Source organism: Streptomyces lanatus (genome assembly GCF_014655715.1).
Taxonomy (GTDB): Bacteria; Actinomycetota; Actinomycetes; order Streptomycetales; family Streptomycetaceae; genus Streptomyces; species Streptomyces lanatus.
Genome location: NZ_BNBM01000017.1, coordinates 1 through 15,379 on the forward strand (window position 1 = coordinate 1; position 15,379 = coordinate 15,379).

Annotated in this window: 16 protein-coding genes; 8 read left to right on the forward strand and 8 right to left on the reverse strand. The window is 70.3% G+C overall.

The features are described 5' to 3' along the window. Positions 1 to 57 precede the first annotated feature (57 nt). The 3 genes from IE325_RS34360 to IE325_RS34370 form a co-directional block, all read right to left on the reverse strand. Positions 58 to 528, reverse strand: coding sequence for a nuclear transport factor 2 family protein (locus IE325_RS34360; RefSeq protein ID WP_190074040.1), 471 nt, complete (start codon positions 526 to 528; stop codon positions 58 to 60). Positions 529 to 536: 8 nt separating this feature from the next. Then, positions 537 to 1,565 carry a Strvi_7410 family MBL fold metallo-hydrolase gene (locus tag IE325_RS34365; RefSeq protein WP_190074041.1) on the reverse strand — a complete coding sequence of 343 codons (1,029 nt, stop codon included), beginning with the start codon at positions 1,563 to 1,565 and terminating at the stop codon, positions 537 to 539. A gap of 86 nt (positions 1,566 to 1,651) precedes the next feature. After that, the gene (locus IE325_RS34370; RefSeq protein WP_190074042.1) at positions 1,652 to 1,927 is read right to left on the reverse strand and encodes a hypothetical protein; all 276 of its coding nucleotides are present in this window, start codon (positions 1,925 to 1,927) and stop codon (positions 1,652 to 1,654) included. Between the two features lie 125 nt (positions 1,928 to 2,052). Between IE325_RS34370 and IE325_RS34375 the strand changes: the two genes are divergently transcribed. Both IE325_RS34375 and IE325_RS34380 read left to right on the forward strand, forming a co-directional pair. Continuing rightward, complete coding sequence (locus IE325_RS34375) at positions 2,053 to 3,510, forward strand: aldehyde dehydrogenase (protein ID WP_190074043.1); 1,458 nt, start codon at positions 2,053 to 2,055, stop codon at positions 3,508 to 3,510. Between the two features lie 6 nt (positions 3,511 to 3,516). Next, positions 3,517 to 3,750, forward strand: coding sequence for a ferredoxin (locus IE325_RS34380; RefSeq protein WP_190074044.1), 234 nt, complete (start codon positions 3,517 to 3,519; stop codon positions 3,748 to 3,750). 254 nt (positions 3,751 to 4,004) lie between these two features. Here IE325_RS34380 and IE325_RS34385 read toward each other — a convergent pair whose 3' ends face one another. Continuing rightward, positions 4,005 to 4,625, reverse strand: a complete 621-nt coding sequence (locus IE325_RS34385) for a TetR family transcriptional regulator (protein WP_190074045.1) — start codon at positions 4,623 to 4,625, stop codon at positions 4,005 to 4,007. Between the two features lie 209 nt (positions 4,626 to 4,834). Here IE325_RS34385 and IE325_RS34390 point away from each other — a divergent pair, with 209 nt between their 5' ends. The 3 genes from IE325_RS34390 (at position 4,835) to IE325_RS34400 (ending at position 8,167) form a co-directional block, all read left to right on the forward strand. Then, positions 4,835 to 6,286 (forward strand): glycosyltransferase family 4 protein, encoded by a 1,452-nt coding sequence (locus tag IE325_RS34390; RefSeq protein ID WP_190074046.1) that lies wholly within the window; start codon positions 4,835 to 4,837, stop codon positions 6,284 to 6,286. A gap of 79 nt (positions 6,287 to 6,365) precedes the next feature. Beyond that, positions 6,366 to 7,100 carry a class I SAM-dependent methyltransferase gene (locus IE325_RS34395; RefSeq protein ID WP_190074047.1) on the forward strand — a complete coding sequence of 245 codons (735 nt, stop codon included), beginning with the start codon at positions 6,366 to 6,368 and terminating at the stop codon, positions 7,098 to 7,100. Then, positions 7,097 to 8,167, forward strand: a complete 1,071-nt coding sequence (locus tag IE325_RS34400; protein ID WP_190074048.1) for a prenyltransferase/squalene oxidase repeat-containing protein — start codon at positions 7,097 to 7,099, stop codon at positions 8,165 to 8,167. The genes IE325_RS34395 and IE325_RS34400 overlap by 4 nt, the downstream gene beginning before the upstream one ends. Before the next feature lie 10 nt (positions 8,168 to 8,177). Here the strand turns inward: IE325_RS34400 and IE325_RS34405 are convergent, their stop codons facing one another. Continuing rightward, entirely contained in the window at positions 8,178 to 8,471 is a 294-nt protein-coding gene (locus IE325_RS34405) for a hypothetical protein (RefSeq protein ID WP_190074049.1), read from the reverse strand. Between the two features lie 148 nt (positions 8,472 to 8,619). Here IE325_RS34405 and IE325_RS34410 point away from each other — a divergent pair, with 148 nt between their 5' ends. The 3 genes from IE325_RS34410 to IE325_RS34420 are packed head-to-tail and all read left to right on the forward strand — an operon-like array spanning position 8,620 to position 12,249. Beyond that, a complete protein-coding gene (locus IE325_RS34410; RefSeq protein WP_190074050.1) occupies positions 8,620 to 9,924 on the forward strand; it encodes a hypothetical protein in 1,305 nt (434 codons plus the stop codon). Next, complete coding sequence (locus IE325_RS34415; RefSeq protein ID WP_190074051.1) at positions 9,921 to 11,480, forward strand: substrate-binding and vWA domain-containing protein; 1,560 nt, start codon at positions 9,921 to 9,923, stop codon at positions 11,478 to 11,480. The genes IE325_RS34410 and IE325_RS34415 overlap by 4 nt, the downstream gene beginning before the upstream one ends. Beyond that, positions 11,467 to 12,249 carry a hypothetical protein gene (locus IE325_RS34420; RefSeq protein ID WP_190074052.1) on the forward strand — a complete coding sequence of 261 codons (783 nt, stop codon included), beginning with the start codon at positions 11,467 to 11,469 and terminating at the stop codon, positions 12,247 to 12,249. The genes IE325_RS34415 and IE325_RS34420 overlap by 14 nt, the downstream gene beginning before the upstream one ends. Before the next feature lie 6 nt (positions 12,250 to 12,255). Here IE325_RS34420 and IE325_RS34425 read toward each other — a convergent pair whose 3' ends face one another. The 3 genes from IE325_RS34425 to IE325_RS34435 form a co-directional block, all read right to left on the reverse strand. Then, on the reverse strand, positions 12,256 to 13,260 hold the full coding sequence (locus IE325_RS34425) for an LLM class F420-dependent oxidoreductase (protein ID WP_190074053.1): 1,005 nt from the start codon (positions 13,258 to 13,260) through the stop codon (positions 12,256 to 12,258). A 110-nt stretch (positions 13,261 to 13,370) separates the two neighbouring features. After that, the gene (locus IE325_RS34430; RefSeq protein ID WP_190074054.1) at positions 13,371 to 14,201 is read right to left on the reverse strand and encodes a DUF5336 domain-containing protein; all 831 of its coding nucleotides are present in this window, start codon (positions 14,199 to 14,201) and stop codon (positions 13,371 to 13,373) included. A gap of 162 nt (positions 14,202 to 14,363) precedes the next feature. After that, on the reverse strand, positions 14,364 to 15,317 hold the full coding sequence (locus IE325_RS34435) for an N-acetylmuramoyl-L-alanine amidase (RefSeq protein WP_190074055.1): 954 nt from the start codon (positions 15,315 to 15,317) through the stop codon (positions 14,364 to 14,366). Positions 15,318 to 15,379 lie beyond the last annotated feature (62 nt).

Genomic DNA, 15,379 nt, shown 5'->3' on the forward strand with positions numbered 1-15,379 from the left:
AACGACTCCGGCAGAAAGCCCAGAACCCACTGTCATAGGCCTCCGTCAGTTGCACACCTAGTCGCCGACCCGTGGGGTGGGCCCGGCGAAGGGCAGGTGCAGGGTTCGGGAGGTGAGGAGCCAGTGGCCGTCGACGCGGCGGAAGGTGTCCTGGTAGTGGCCGACCTGGACGGGCGGGCCGGCGGGCACCATGGCGCCCGACCAGCCCTCGATGCGGTACGTCGTGAAGTACGACGTGGACTCGGCCGTGTCCGGGGCGGTCACCGTGACGCGGATGTTGGACATGATCCGCCGCGACAGCTTGTCCGGCGGCCGGGCGCCGAAGTACGCCCGCAGCGCCTCCCGTCCCTCGGACCGCCGCCCGTCCCCCGGAGGCGGCCACTCCCATATGCCGTCCTCGGTGAAGAGCTCGGCGACGGACGAGGGTTCACCGAGGTCGAGACGGTGGACGAAGTCGAGGACGACGCGCTCGCAGGCGCGCTCGGCGAGGAGCCGGTCGAGGGGACTCAATGGATCCACGGAGTTCATGGCGATCTTTATACGGCCACGTACGTCACCGGCTCGCTCCCCGCCACCGCCTCCGCCCTCCCCAGTTTCACCAGCCGTCGCAGATGGGCCTCCGCCTCGGCGATCGCGATGTTCCGGGAGCCGTACGGGATCTGGTCCCAGGGGCGGTTCCACTCCATGAGTTCGGCCAGTTGCCAAGGGGTGAGTGGAGTGGCGAGGAGGGAGTGGAGGTCGGTGAGGCGGGACTCGTGGTGGGTCAGCAACTGCCGTACGCGGGCGGGGGCGTCGGTGAAGGTGTGCTGGTGGGCCGGGAGGACCTCGGCGGGGGTGAGGCGGGCGACGCGTTCGAGGGAGGCGAGGTAGTCGCCGAGCGGGTCGGTGACGGTCGTGTCGTCGGGGTCCTCGTACAGGCCGATGTGCGGGGTGATCTCGGGGAGAAGGTGGTCGCCGGAGAACAGGCGGCCCTGGCCGGGGAGTTGGGCCGGGTGGTCCTCCTCCAGGTGCAGGCAGACGTGACCCGGTGTGTGACCGGGGGTCCAGATCGCGCGCAGGCGGCGGCCGGGGAGGTCGAGGAGTTCGCCGGGGACTATCTCGCGGTCGGGGTCGGCGGGGGTGAAGCCGGGCAGGGTGCTGGGGCGGCGGGCCGTGCGCAGGGGGGCGATATGGGCCTCGGGGGCGCCGGCCGCCGTGAGTTTGGCCGCCATGTAGGAGAACCAGCGCTCGGGGCGGGTCGAGCGGGTGCGCCGTACGATCGCCGCGTCCGCCGCGTGCATGGCGATCCAGGCGCCGGAGGCCTCACGGACCCGGCCCGACAGGCCGTGGTGGTCGGGGTGGTGGTGGGTGATCACCACCCCGTGGACCTCGGAGGGTGCGGTGCCGCAGGCCGCCAGGCCCTCGGCGAGGGTGTCCCAGGACGCCGGGTCGTCCCAGCCGGTGTCGACCAGCACCGGGCCCCGGTCGGTGTCGACGACGTACACCAGGGTGTGGCCGAGGGGGTTGTCGGGGATCGGGACCTGGATGGACCGCACGCCGCCGCCGTGGTCGTACACCGTCGCCATGGACTCCCCAATCGCCGCGACAAGCTTCGGCCGTGAAGAACACCGTCACTATAACTAGAACGGGTTTCGATGGGAGCCCGAGTCATCTACCAACAGCGCGGGGCGAGAGAGTGCGGGAAGTGCTCGCACGGAACCCAGACCGGCATCTCGGCGGGCTCGGCCCGCCGGACGCGCTCGGAGGTCCAGTACTCCCGGATCTCCTCGGGACTCTTCGTCTCCCGCTGAACGGACACCCCGTTGCCGCGGCTGACGTCCTCCCAGGCCGAGACCATCCATGCGGCGCCGCAGGCCGCCGTCGTCATGGCCGTCCCGAACACCGCCCAGGCGCGCAGGCGTCGGCGGTGATCATTCGTCATCCTCACTTGATCAGGGTAGGCGCGAAGTGATGTGCGTTCCGTGGACTCCGTCGGGTGGAACTGGTATCAGTTCCGTGTAGCCAAGAAGCTGATGGACCGTCAGAAAGCATGCTCAGGGGAGGCAGTCGGCCATGACCGAGCTCGTGGAACACGGACAGCTGTTCATCGGCGGGGAGTTGACCGACCCCCTGGGCAAGGACGTCATCGAGGTGATCTCGCCGCACACGGAAGAGGTCATCGGACGCGTCCCGCACGCCTCGCCGGCCGACGTCGACCGGGCGGTCGCGGTGGCGCGCAAGGCGTTCGACGAGGGACCCTGGCCGCGGATGAGCCTCGACGAGCGCATCGAGGTCGTCACCCGTATCAAGGACGGAATCGCCGTACGACACGAGGAGATCGCCCGCGTCATCTCCTCCGAGAACGGGTCCCCGTACTCCTGGAGCGTCCTCGCCCAGGCCCTCGGCGCGATGATGGTGTGGGACGCGGCGATCACGGTCGCGCGGAACTTCACCTACGAGGAGACCCGCGACGGCGTCCTCGGCAAGATCCTCGTGCGGCGCGAGCCGGTCGGCGTCGTCGCGGCCGTCGTCCCCTGGAACGTCCCGCAGTTCGTCGCCGCCGCCAAACTCGCACCCGCCCTGCTCACCGGCTGCACGGTGGTGCTGAAGCCGTCCCCGGAGTCACCGCTCGACGCCTATCTCCTCGCCGAGATAGCGAAGGACGCGGGGCTGCCGGAGGGGGTTCTCTCCATCCTCCCGGCGGACCGTGAGGTGAGTGAGTATCTCGTCGGGCACCCGTCCATCGACAAGGTCTCCTTCACCGGTTCCGTCGCCGCGGGCAAGCGCGTCATGGAGGTCGCCGCCCGCAATCTCACCCGCGTGACACTGGAGTTGGGCGGCAAGTCGGCGGCCGTCGTCCTGCCGGACGCGGACGTCGAGGCGACCGTCGCCGGTGTCGTCCCGGCGGCCTGGATGAACAACGGCCAGGCGTGCGTGGCCCAGACCCGCATCCTGCTCCCGCGCTCCCGCTACGACGAGTTCGCCGAGGCCTTCGCCGCGGCGGCCGGTGCGCTGGTGGTCGGCGACCCGCTGGACGCGGCGACCCAGGTGGGGCCGCTGGTGGCGGAACGGCAGCAGCGCAGGAACCTCGACTACATCCGGATCGGACAGGAGGAGGGCGCGAAGATCCTGACGGGCGGCGGGCGGCCGCGCGGGCTGGAGCGCGGCTGGTACGTCGAGCCGACGCTCTTCGGGGACGTCGACAACTCCATGCGGATCGCCCGCGAGGAGATCTTCGGGCCCGTGATCTGCCTCCTCCCCTACGGCGACGAGTCCGAGGCCCTGAAGATCGCCAACGACTCCGACTACGGCCTCAGCGGCAGCGTCTGGACGGCCGACACCGCGCACGGCATCGAGGTCGCACGGCAGGTCCGTACCGGTACGTACTCGGTGAACACCTTCAGCCTGGACATGCTCGGCCCGTTCGGCGGCTACAAGGACTCGGGGCTGGGGAGGGAGTTCGGGCCGGAGGGCTTCGGCGAGTATCTGGAGCACAAGATGATCCATCTGCCGGCCGGCTGGGAGGCGTGAGGGGACATGGGTGACCGCTGGCATGTCGAGGTCGACCGGTCGGTGTGCATCGGCTCGGCGCAGTGTGTCCACCACGCAGCCGGTCACTTCCACCTCGACAGCGGCCGTCAGTCCCATCCGGCCGACCCGGAGACCGACGCGAACGAGCGGATCCTCGCGGCGGCGGAGAGCTGTCCGGTGGAGGCGATCGTGATCACGCTGCTGGGGAGCGGGGAGCCGGTGTTTCCGCCGGAGGAATAGTGCCGGAAAAGTACCCTTCCGGGGGGTTCATTTCCGGCTAACTGTTCTATTCTGGAAGTCGGCCTACGGGACGAGTGAGGGAGTTCGAACCGGAGTAGCCGACTCTGGCGAGAAGCAGACGGCTTCCGCTGGGGCCGACGTCGACGGTCCGGGCTGAGAGGCCAGAAGGCAGTAGTCGGGCCGGATGGCGACCCCCATAACCTGATCCGGACAATACCGGCGCAGGGAACCCGTCTCGTAGGTCCTACCTGTGCCTATTCGTGCGTCTCCGGGCTCGTCAGGTCGATGAGCCGGCACACCGTCTCGATGTCGATCTTCACCTGGGCGATCGAGGCGCGGCCCGACAGCCAGGTGATCAGGGCCGAGTGCCAGGTGTGCTCGATGACGCGGACGGCGGAGAGCTGCTCGGGGGTCGGGTTCTCCAGGCCCATCGCGTCCAGGATGATCACCGTGGTCTGGCGGGAGACCTGGTCGACCTCGGGGGAGACGCTGCGGTCGGCGAAGGTCAGGGCGCGGACCATGGCGTCGGCCAGGTGCGGCTCGCGCTGCAGGGCGCGGAAGGCCCGCATCAGGGTCTCCGCGACCCGCTCGGCCGCGCTCTCCCCCTGCGGCGGCTTCTTCCGGAGTGTGCCGTGCATGTGCTCCAACTGGTCCTGCATCGTGGCGACCAGCAGATGCACCTTGGACGGGAAGTAGCGGTACAGCGTGCCCAGCGCCACCTGCGAGGACTCCGCGACCTCCCGCATCTGTACGGCGTCGAAGCCGCCCCGGCTGGCGAGCTGCGCGCTGGCGTGCAGGATGCGCCGGCGCCGGGCCTCCTGTCGCTCCGTGAGGGGCGGTGAGGCGGGGCTCGCGCTACTGACTTCCGCAGGCATGGATCCCGTTCCGTGACAGTCGGTGAGGGTGAGTGACCGGACAGAGCATGCCAGGGCCTCGGCCGTGGCGTGAATCACCTGATCCATCGCTCACAGCGGCGCTACCTGCCGGTAGATTCAGAGCCTCTTGAACGATCAAGTCTGAAACTTGTTCTAGATTAGCGTCCCGGCGTAGTCTCGCGGGAAGAGCAGGGAGAAGGGGGTCCGGAGTGACCGCTGGGGCCAGGGAGGCCGGGTCCCCCGAGGACCTTGCCGCCGACGGCGAGCGACCGCTCGACATCGCGCTTCTCACCTATAAAGGGAACCCGTTCTGCGGCGGCCAAGGTGTCTATGTAAGGCACCTCTCCCGCGAACTGGCCCGCCTCGGCCACCGCGTCGAGGTGATCGGCTCCCAGCCCTACCCCGTCCTCGACGAGGACGCGGAGTACGCGGGCCGGCTCACCCTCACCGAGCTCCCCAGCCTCGACCTCTACCGCCAGCCCGACCCCTTCCGCACACCCGGACGCGACGAGTACCGCGACTGGATCGACGCGCTGGAAGTGGGGACCATGTGGACCGGCGGCTTCCCCGAGCCGCTCACCTTCTCGCTCCGCGCCCGCCGCCTGCTGCGCGCCCGGCGCGGCGAGTTCGACGTCGTGCACGACAACCAGACCCTGGGGTACGGGCTGTTGGGCGACGTCGGCGCGCCCCTCGTCACCACCATCCACCACCCCATCACCGTCGACCGGCAGTTGGAGCTGGACGCGGCGGAGGGCCGGCGGCGACGGATGTCGGTGCGCCGCTGGTACGCCTTCACCCGCATGCAGAAGCGGGTGGCACGCCGTCTGCCGTCGGTACTGACCGTGTCGGGCACCTCCCGCGCGGAGATCGTCGACCATCTCGGCGTACGGCAGGACCGTATCCACGTCGTGCACATCGGCGCCGACACGGACCTTTTCTCGCCGGATCCGTCCGTACGGCGGATCCCCGGCCGGATCGTCACGACCTCCAGCGCCGATGTCCCGCTCAAGGGCCTGGTGTTCCTGGTCGAGGCGCTGGCCAAGGTCCGCACCGAGCACCCCGACGCCCACCTCGTCGTCGTCGGCAAGCGGCCCGAGGAGGGCCCGGTCGCGCAGGCCATGGAGCGCTACGGCCTCGAAGGCGCCGTCGACTTCGTCAAGGGCATCTCCGACGCCGAACTCGTCGACCTGGTCCGCTCGGCGGAGGTCGCCTGCGTGCCGTCGCTCTACGAGGGCTTCTCCCTGCCGGCCGCCGAGGCCATGGCCACAGGCACGCCGCTGGTCGCCACGACCGGCGGGGCGATCCCCGAGGTCGCCGGCCGGGACGGCGAGACATGCCTGGCGGTGCCGCCGGGGGACCCCGGGGCGCTGGCCGCGGGCCTGAGCCGCCTGCTGGGCGACGCGGAACTCCGCGACCGTCTGGGAGCAGCGGGGCGTGACCGCGTCCTACGCAACTTCACCTGGGCGAAAGCCGCGGAGGGCACGGTGGCCCGCTACCGCGAGGCAATCGCCCGCTCCGCGGTCGGCGACGGCAAGCCGGGCCGCTCCGCGCCGAGCACCAACCGCTCCGCGCCCCAGCCACCCGGCCGCCCCGCGGCCACGGCAACGGTGATCGAGCCCAGCTCCGACGAGCCCGCCCGCTTGACCAAGGCCGCCCAGTGACCACCCGTCCCACCCCTACCGGCCACCCCGCCCCTCCCTCCTCTCCCCCCTCCCACCCCGACCGCGAAAGCAGGCCCACGTGCTGACCGTCGACTTCTCCCGGTTCCCGCTCGCCCCGGGCGACCGTGTGCTGGATCTCGGCTGTGGTGCCGGGCGGCACGCGTTCGAGTGTTATCGGCGTGGGGCCCAGGTCGTGGCGCTGGATCAGAACGGCGAGGAGATCCGTGAGGTCGCGAAGTGGTTCGCGGCGATGAAGGAGGCGGGGGAGGCGCCGGAGGGGGCCACCGCGACGGCCATGGAGGGTGACGCGCTCGCGCTGCCCTTTCCCGACGAGTCCTTCGACGTCGTCATCATCTCCGAGGTCATGGAGCACATCCCGGACGACAAGGGCGTACTCGCCGAGATGGTGCGGGTCCTCAGGCCCGGCGGCCGTATCGCCATCACCGTCCCGCGCTACGGCCCCGAGAAGGTGTGCTGGGCGCTGTCCGACGCCTACCACGAGGTCGAGGGCGGCCACATCCGCATCTACAAGGCGGACGAGTTGCTGGCGAAGATCAGGGAGGCCGGGCTGAAGCCGTACGGCACCCATCACGCCCACGCCCTGCACTCCCCGTACTGGTGGCTGAAGTGCGCGTTCGGCGTCGACAACGACAAGGCGCTGCCGGTGAAGGCGTACCACAAGCTCCTGGTCTGGGACATCATGAAGAAGCCGCTGGCGACGAGGGTCGCCGAACAGGCACTCAACCCCCTGATCGGCAAGAGCTTCGTGGCCTACGCGACCAAGCCCCACCTCCCGGCGGTGGACGCCCGGTGACCACCCCCCGGACAGAACACCTCGTCCTGCCCGGGGTCCTCACCGCCGAGCAGGCTGCCGGGACCGTGGCCGGACTGCTCGCCGTACAGCGGGAGGACGGGGCCATCCCGTGGTTCCGCGGGCACCACCTCGACCCGTGGGACCACATCGAGGCGGCCATGGCGCTGGACGCGGCCGGTGAACACGCCGCCGCCGAGCGGGCGTACGACTGGCTGGCGACGCATCAGAACGAGGACGGCTCCTGGTACGCGGCCTACGCGGACGGCGCCCACGACGACGTCACCGACACCGGGCGCGAGACCAACTTCGTCGCCTACATAGCCGTAGGCGTCTGGCACCACTACCTCTCCACCGGCGACGACACCTTCCTCGACCGCATCTGGCCGTCCGTGTACGCGGCCGTCGAGTTCGTGCTCCGACTCCAGCAGCCGGGCGGGCAGATCGGCTGGCGGCGGGACGACGACGGCACGGCCACGGCCGACGCGCTGCTGACCGGCTCGTCGTCCATCCATCACGCCCTGCGCTGCGCCCTGGCCATCGCCGAGCAGCGGGAAGAGCCGCAGCCCGACTGGGAGTTGGCGGCGGGCGCCCTGCGGCATGCGATCCGGCGGCATCCGGAGCGGTTCCTGGACAAGGACCGGTACTCCATGGACTGGTACTACCCGGTGCTTGGCGGGGCGTTGACCGACGCGGAGGCCAAGGCCCGGATGGAGGAGGGCTGGGAGCGGTTCGTCGTGCCCGGGCTCGGGGTGCGGTGTGTCGTACCCAATCCGTGGGTGACGGGCGGCGAGTCCGCCGAACTCGCCCTGGCCCTGTGGGCGATGGGCGAGTCCGACCGGGCGCTGGAGATCCTCCAGTCCATCCAGCACCTGCGGGACGCCGACAGCGGCCTGTACTGGACCGGGTACGTCTTCGACGACGACGCGATCTGGCCGCGGGAGCTGACCACCTGGACCGCCGGGTCGCTGTTGCTGGCCGTCGCGGCGCTGGGCGGGCATGAGGCGACCTGTGCGGTGTTCGGCGGGGAGCAGCTGCCCAGGGGGCTGGACCCGGACTGCTGCCCCTGAGGGAGACGGGTCAGTGGCGGTGGACCCGATTGGCGATGGCATGGCCCACGAACAGGTACACGACCGCGGCCAGGCCATAGCCCGCCACGACCCTCGCCCACTCCTCGTCGAACGTGAAGAGATCGTGCGACCAGCCCGCCAGCCAGCGGGCCACGTCATGGACGAACTGCACGAACTCGTTCGCGCGGTTGGCGTCCAGCAGGTACATCAGGATCCAGAGGCCCAGGACGAGGGCCATGACGTCGGCGACGATCGCTATGACCGTGCCGGCCTGATTGGCACCGTTGCGATATCGAGGGGACATGCCCTGCGAGTAGCCCCGGCGGCATGACCGAAACCTCGCGATCGGGGCCGGAACGGGGCGTCACATTCAACTGGCGTTCCCCGTAAAGTCGTTCAGTGGTCAAGATGGTCACCGACGATCCTCCTCCCGGAAAGGGTCAGGAGAGCCGGTGTCCGAAGCAGACAGACCGCACGTCTCACAGGAACCACGCCTACGTACCCGCGACAGGAACCGCCCCCGCGCACGCTTACCGATCCACGTCCTCGTCGCCCTTCCCCTCGCCCTGGCCGGGCTGATCTCCCTGCTCGTCACGGGCAACGCGCTGCGGCCGTTCGACCGCATCACCACCATCGAGGCCCGGATGGCCTCCAAGTCCGACTACTTCAAAGACCCCGAGGTGCGGCGGCTCCTGCTGCAGCACGGGCTGCGCGTCGACATCCACCGGCTCGGCTCCCGCGGCATCGCCACCCAGTCCCTCAAGGGCATGGACGCGGTCTTCCCGTCCGGCCAGCCCGCCGCCAAGCAGATCCTCGACCGGCAGGACCACTCGGTGCGCTCGGTGCGTCCCTTCGTGACGCCGCTGGTGCTCGGCACGTTCCGGGCCTACGCCGAGACACTGGAGAAGATGCGGGTGGCCACCGCGCAGCCCACGCCCGGCGGCGGCAAGACGCTCTACTACAACCTCGACATGCACAAGTTCATCGGCCTGCTCGACGGAAAGACCGGCGTCGACCAGGACATGGGTGACCAGGACGGGGACGAGACGGAGGAACGCGCCGACACCTGGAACGCCATCGGCTTCGACCGCCGCGGCGGACGCAGCAACAGCGGCCGGGTCCTCGTCCGCACCTCCAGCGTCTGCGAGTCCAACTCCGCCGGCACCTACCTGAGCATCCTCGCCTTCGTGAAGAACGAGGACAGCACGCCCGGCGCGGGCCAGACCGACAAGACCAAGGCGATGAAGGAGGCCCGGGAGGTCGCCGGGAAGATCAAACCCCTCATCGACCTCCAGGGCATGTGGGCCGACGAACAGGCCGACAGCTATCTCTCCGCACTCGGCGAGAGCATTGCGCCCATCTCCCTGATCTACGAGCACCAGTATCTGGCCCACCAGATCGAGTACCGGCAGAAGCACGGCAGCCAGGACACCGACCGCGTGCTCCTCTACCCCAGCCCGTACGCCCTCACCGAGCCCCAGCTCATCTCCCTCAGCGACAAGGGCGACCGCCTGGTCGACGTCATCGAGAACGACCCCCGGCTGCGCCAGCGCGCCATCGAGCTGGGCTTCCGCGTCCGCTTCTCCGGCGAGGACGGCACCAGCGACCAGCTCAACGCCTACCTGGGCGAGCACGGCATCCAGGTGCCCACCCCGAACCGCGACGAGACCAAGGTGTACGAACCCGACCTGGACGTCCTGCAAGAGATCATCAACTCCGTCGGCTCCTGCCCACCGCCCGTGCTGGACGCCCCATGAAGCGATATCTCGGCGCCGCCCTCACTCTGGCCCTCCTCGCCGCCCTCACCTCCTGCACCCAGGGGGACGAGGAGGTGACCCTGCGCGTCCTCGCCAGCCCCGAACTCGCCGACCTGGAACCGCTGTTGGACGACCTCAAGGACGACACCGGGGTCGAACTGGACATGGACTACCGGGCGACGGCCGACCTCTCCGGCGCCCGCGGCACGTCGTACGACCTCGCCTGGCCCGCCTCCGACCGCTCCTATCTGCTACGGCTGGAGGAGCGCGGCGAGCGGGCGGCGCGGCCGGAGTCCACGCCGATCATGCGCTCGCCCGTGGTCGTCGGCCTCACCCCCGAGACCGCCGGCACCCTGCGGGCCTCCTCGCCGGACGGCCGGCTGTCCTGGGCGGACATCGCGGACGCCGCCGCCGACGGCACCGTACGGTTCGGGATGGCCGATCCGCGCCGCAGCGACACCGGGCGCGCCGCCCTCGTCGGCGTCGCCACCGCGGCCGCCGGAACCGGCAGCGCACTGCGCGAACAGGACGTCTCCTGCGACCGGTTGCGCGGCTTCCGCTCCGGCCAGACCCTCACCGCCGCCAGCTCACGGGACCTCATCGCCGCCTACACCGGCCACCAGGGCGAGGCCGACGCGCTGATCGCCCATGAGTCGGAGCTGCTGTCCCTCAACGCGAGCGACAAGCTGCGCGAGCCGCTCGTGATCGTCCACCCCGAGGACGGCATGGTGCTGTCCGACTTCCCGCTCCTCCTCCTGGACCCGGACGAGCGGACCGCGTACCGCAAGGTCGTCGACTGGCTGCTGGGCGGCGACGTACAGCGCCGGCTCATGCAGCACACCTGGCGCCGCCCGGTCGACCCGGACATCACCCCCGCCGCACCCCTGCGCGCGCCGGTCGGCAACGCCCTGTCCTTCCCCGACCGCCTGTCCATCGTGGAGCGACTCGTCGCCGACTACGGCGATCCCGCGAGCCCCACCAGCGACCAGGTGGTGTTCCTGCTCGACTTCTCCGGCTCCATGCGCGGCGAGCGGATCGCCGAGCTGCGCGACGCCTTCGCCGACCTCAGCGGCGCCGACGCCACGTCCACCGGCAAGTTCGCCGGCTTCTACCGGGGCGAGCACCTCACCGTCGTACGGTTCGGCGGACGGGTCCTACAGGAACGTACGGTCACCGTCCGCGGCGACGGCGACCTCCGGACCCTCGCCAGGACCGTGGCCGCCGACTCCTTCGCCGACTCCACCGCCGTATGGTCGGCCCTCGACCACGGCTACCGCATCGCCGCGGACGCCGTCCGCGAGGCGCCCGAACGACCCGTTTCCATCGTGCTGATGACGGACGGCGAGAGCAACGCGGGCCTTTCCTACGAGGAGTTCCTGCGCCGCCGCGAGAAGTTGGGCGCGGATGTGCGCGAGGTGCCGACCTTCCCCGTCCACTTCGGCGAGGCGGACGCCGCGGCACTGGAGAAGGCCGCTCGCGCGACCGGCGGCCGCATGGTCGACGCCGACAAGTCATCGCTCTCCGACGCTTTCAAGGAGATCCGTGGGTGTCATTGACAGTCAGTGGTGGAGCATGCGCTGGCCGGCGGTGCTCCTCTGGTGCGCGACGGCGGTCTGCTGCGGCGTCGTGCTCTGGTACGGGGCGGGACGCCTCGTGAAGGCCTGGCGCCGGCGGAACAGACCCGGGCACGCGGTCTCCGGCCGGTGCTTCTACCTGGACGAGGAGGAGGTCAAGGACGTCGCCGACCTCCTCCACATACCGAGATCGGACGTGCAGGTCTCCGAGGAGGTCAATGCCAAGCGCGGCGCGGGCGTGACCGGCACGCTGCCGGGCGCCGGCGCCAAGCTGGAGCAGTCGGCGGGCTCGTCCACCAAGACGGAGCGCAAGGATGTCAACACACCGATGAAGACCATCAGCCTGATCATGGACAGGCTGTGGGAACAGGACCGGGTGGTCGACGCCGACCTCGTCAAGGAGCGCATCGCCCTCACCGCGGCCCTCGCCGACGAACTGCGCGACACCGCCGCCACGGACGGCGTCGCCCTGACGGACGTCAGAGGCGGCACCTACCTCTCCGTCTCCGGCCTCTTCACCGTCCAGCGCACCGACCGCGACGACTTCGTCCTGCGCGCCCGCTACGGCACCGGCGCGACGGCCGCCCAGGTGAAGATCGTCTGCGAACAGCCCTGGGTCCGCCGACGATTCCCGGTCGACACCTACTCGGAGGACGAGAAGTTCCCCGCCACCTGTCTGGGCCTGGTGCGCTCATGGAACGACCGGACGCAGGAACTGACCCTGGACCCGGTGGCGATCTTCCAATGGTGAGACCTGTTACGCGTTGAGCTCGGCCAACACCCTCAGCGACCGCCGGTCCGGAGCCAACGCCAGCAGATCCGTCACCGGCCCCTTCCGCCACAACTCCAGCCGCTCGGCGATCCGTTCACGCGGCCCGACCAGGGAGATCTCATCGGCGAAGGCATCCGGCACGGCGAGCACGGCCTCCTCCTTACGACCGCTGAGAAACAGCTCCTGAATCCGCCGGGCTTCCGCCTCGTACCCCATGCGCCCCATGAGATCGGCGTGGAAGTTACGGGCGGCGTGCCCCATACCCCCGATGTAGAACCCGAGCATGGCCTTGACGGGGAGCAGCCCTTCGGAGACGTCGTCACAGACGTGGACCCGGGCGAGGGGCGCGACGAGGAAGCCGGGGGGAAGATCGCTGACTCCGTACACCTCGGGCCTGCTCGGCGACCAGTACAACGGCAGCCAGCCATCGGCGATCCGGACGGTCTGGGCGACGTTCTTGGGCCCCTCGGCGCCGAGGAGGACGGGCAGGTCGGGGCGGAGGGGATGGGTGATCGACTTGAGGGCCTTGCCGATGCCGGTGCCGTCGGGGCCGCGGTAGGGGTGGGAGTGGAAGCGCCCGTCGATTTCGACGGGCGCTTCGCGCCTCAGAACCTGCCGTACGACATCCACGTACTCCCGTGTCGCGGTGAGCGGCGACTTCGGGAACGGCCGCCCGTACCAGCCCTCCACCACCTGCGGCCCCGACAGCCCGAGCCCGAGCATCATCCGCCCACCGGAGAGGTGGTCGAGGGTGAGGGCGTGCATGGCGGTCGTCGTGGGCGAACGGGCGGCCATCTGCGCGACGGCGGTCCCGAGCCGGATCCTCGACGTCTGGGCGGCGATCCAGGTCAGGGGCGTGAAGGCGTCGGACCCCCAGGACTCGGCGGTCCAGACGGAGTCATAGCCGAGCCGCTCGGCCTCCTGGGCGAGCGGTATGTGATCCGGGGAGGGGCCGCGCCCCCAGTACCCGAGTGCGAGCCCGAGCCGCATGCGCCTGCCTCCTTCTGACGGTACGTCAGCTGAGTTCCGCGGCTGCGACTGTACGACAACGGCCCCTCACCGGGAAGGGTGAGGGGCCGTCGTACGGCTTGTGCCACGGCTCAGCCGCGCTGAATACCCGAGGTGTCCTGGAGCACACCACGACGACCGTCCTGCGTCTGCGCGACCAGGGTGGCGCCACGCTGCTCGACGGCCAGGTACCAGGTGCCGGGCGCCAGTTCGGCGATCGGCGTCGGCGAACCGTCCTCCCCGAACAGCGGCCGCGGCACGGGCACGGCGAACCAGAACGGCGAGAAGTCCCCGGCGGGGGCGGGAGTCGGGGCCGGCGCCTGCGGCTGCCCACCACCGAAGGGCTGCCCCGGCTGCGGCTGCCCACCGTAGGGCTGGCCGGGCTGCGGCTGCTGGGCGCCCGGGTAGCCGTAACCGCCCTGCGGCTGCCCGCCGTAGGGCTGCGGGGCCGCAGGGCGGGGGGCCGGGAGGAGGGCACCCTTGAGGGCGGGGACGAGCGGGGTGGCGATGGCGGCGGCCGCCATGACCAGGGTGGCGATGAGGGCGAGGATCAGACCGATACCGGCGTCGATCGTGATGGTCGAACCGCCGTCGCCGTTGTCCCCACCGCCCAGCGGGTCGAAGACGTTGCCGAGCGCGGCCCAGGCGGCGAAGACCGTGAAGGCGGTGCCGAACTGGCCGAGGTCGAGGCCGGCCACCTTGGGAACCTGCGGCAGGCCGTGGGAGACAACGACGAGCGCGGCCCCGATGATGCCCGCGAGGACGACCCCCATCAGGACGGGGCCGCTCTCCCAGGAGTTGGGGAACTCGGCGCTGTCAGGGGCCCCATCGATCGAGTAGAGGTCGAGGAACGACGCGATCAACAGCAGTACCGCTGCTCCGATCACCACGCCGTCGCCTCGAGTGAGGGAGCGGATATTCACTTCAGGTCCTTCGTCAGTCGTCTTCGTCGGCATCGCTGGAGGCGTCGCTGTCACCATGTCGCCGTAAGGCCCCGGTGTGAAGCGCGGGGGTGGCCCCTCATCGTAGGGACGACCCTATCTTCCGACCGGTGAGGCTGTCCGCCGGGATCAGCCCGTGGACCATTACCCCCGCAGGAAACTCACGATTCCCTCAGAGATCCCTTGCGCCGTCTTCTGCCGCCACGCGCCGCTGGTGAGCAGCGCCGCGTCCTTGCTATCGCGCATGTTGCCGCACTCGATGAACACCTTGGGAACCGTTGACAGATTGAGACCGCCGAGGTCCTCACGCGTGACGAGACCGGTGCCGTCGCCGACGTAGTTGGAGGGCGCGCTGCCCGTGACGCGGACGAAGGAGCCGGCGACGCGCTCGCCGAGATCGCGGGAGGGGGTGACGATGGGGCCGGTGTTCGCGGCGCCCTCGTCGACCTTGCCGGGGAGGATGACGTGGAAGCCGCGTTGGCCGGCGCCCGCGCCGTCGGCGTGGATGGAGACGACGGCGTCGGCGTGCGCCTTGTTGCCGATCTCGGCCCGTTCGTCGACGCAGGGCCCCCATGAACGGTCGCCGTCCTGGGTGAACTTGACCGTGGCGCCCTGCTTCTCCAGCAGGGTGCGCATGCGGTGGGCGACGTCGAGGGTGAACTTGGCCTCGGTGTAGCCGTCGTTGGTGGACGTGCCCGTGGTGTCGCACTCCTTCCAGTTCGTGCCGATGTTCACCTTGCGGTTGATCTCGGCCGTGTGCTGGAAGTTGTTCGGGTTGTGGCCCGGGTCGATGACGACGACCTTGCCCTTGAGGGAGCCGGACGTGGAGTCCGCGGTGGGCGTGGGCGGGTCCACGTCGGCCGGGTCCTTGGGGGAGTCGTCCGTGGTGGAGCCGTCCGTGGGGGTGGTGAGGGCGCCCGACGCCGACGACGCCCCCGTCGGCTGCTTGGGGCTCTCGCCCGAGCCGCCCACCGCCTCGTACACCACCCATCCGAGCAGTGCCCCCGGCACGAGCGCGGCGGCGGCGACGGTGAGGGCGCGGGGGCGGCGGCCTCGGCGGGGCTGGTGAGGATCGAAGTCCGGACCTACGTACGACACGCCTGACACCTTACGGGCCGACCGCGGCCGACGCGGGAAGGCCACGGCGGAGCCACACCGGA

Coding starts and splice junctions, on each gene's coding strand:
- IE325_RS34360 (WP_190074040.1), bottom strand. CDS start 528: ATGAACTCCGTGGATCCATTGAGTCCCCTCGACCGGCTCCTCGCCGAG.
- IE325_RS34365 (WP_190074041.1), bottom strand. CDS start 1,565: ATGGCGACGGTGTACGACCACGGCGGCGGCGTGCGGTCCATCCAGGTC.
- IE325_RS34375 (WP_190074043.1), top strand. CDS start 2,053: ATGACCGAGCTCGTGGAACACGGACAGCTGTTCATCGGCGGGGAGTTG.
- IE325_RS34380 (WP_190074044.1), top strand. CDS start 3,517: ATGGGTGACCGCTGGCATGTCGAGGTCGACCGGTCGGTGTGCATCGGC.
- IE325_RS34385 (WP_190074045.1), bottom strand. CDS start 4,625: ATGCCTGCGGAAGTCAGTAGCGCGAGCCCCGCCTCACCGCCCCTCACG.
- IE325_RS34405 (WP_190074049.1), bottom strand. CDS start 8,471: ATGTCCCCTCGATATCGCAACGGTGCCAATCAGGCCGGCACGGTCATA.
- IE325_RS34415 (WP_190074051.1), top strand. CDS start 9,921: ATGAAGCGATATCTCGGCGCCGCCCTCACTCTGGCCCTCCTCGCCGCC.
- IE325_RS34425 (WP_190074053.1), bottom strand. CDS start 13,260: ATGCGGCTCGGGCTCGCACTCGGGTACTGGGGGCGCGGCCCCTCCCCG.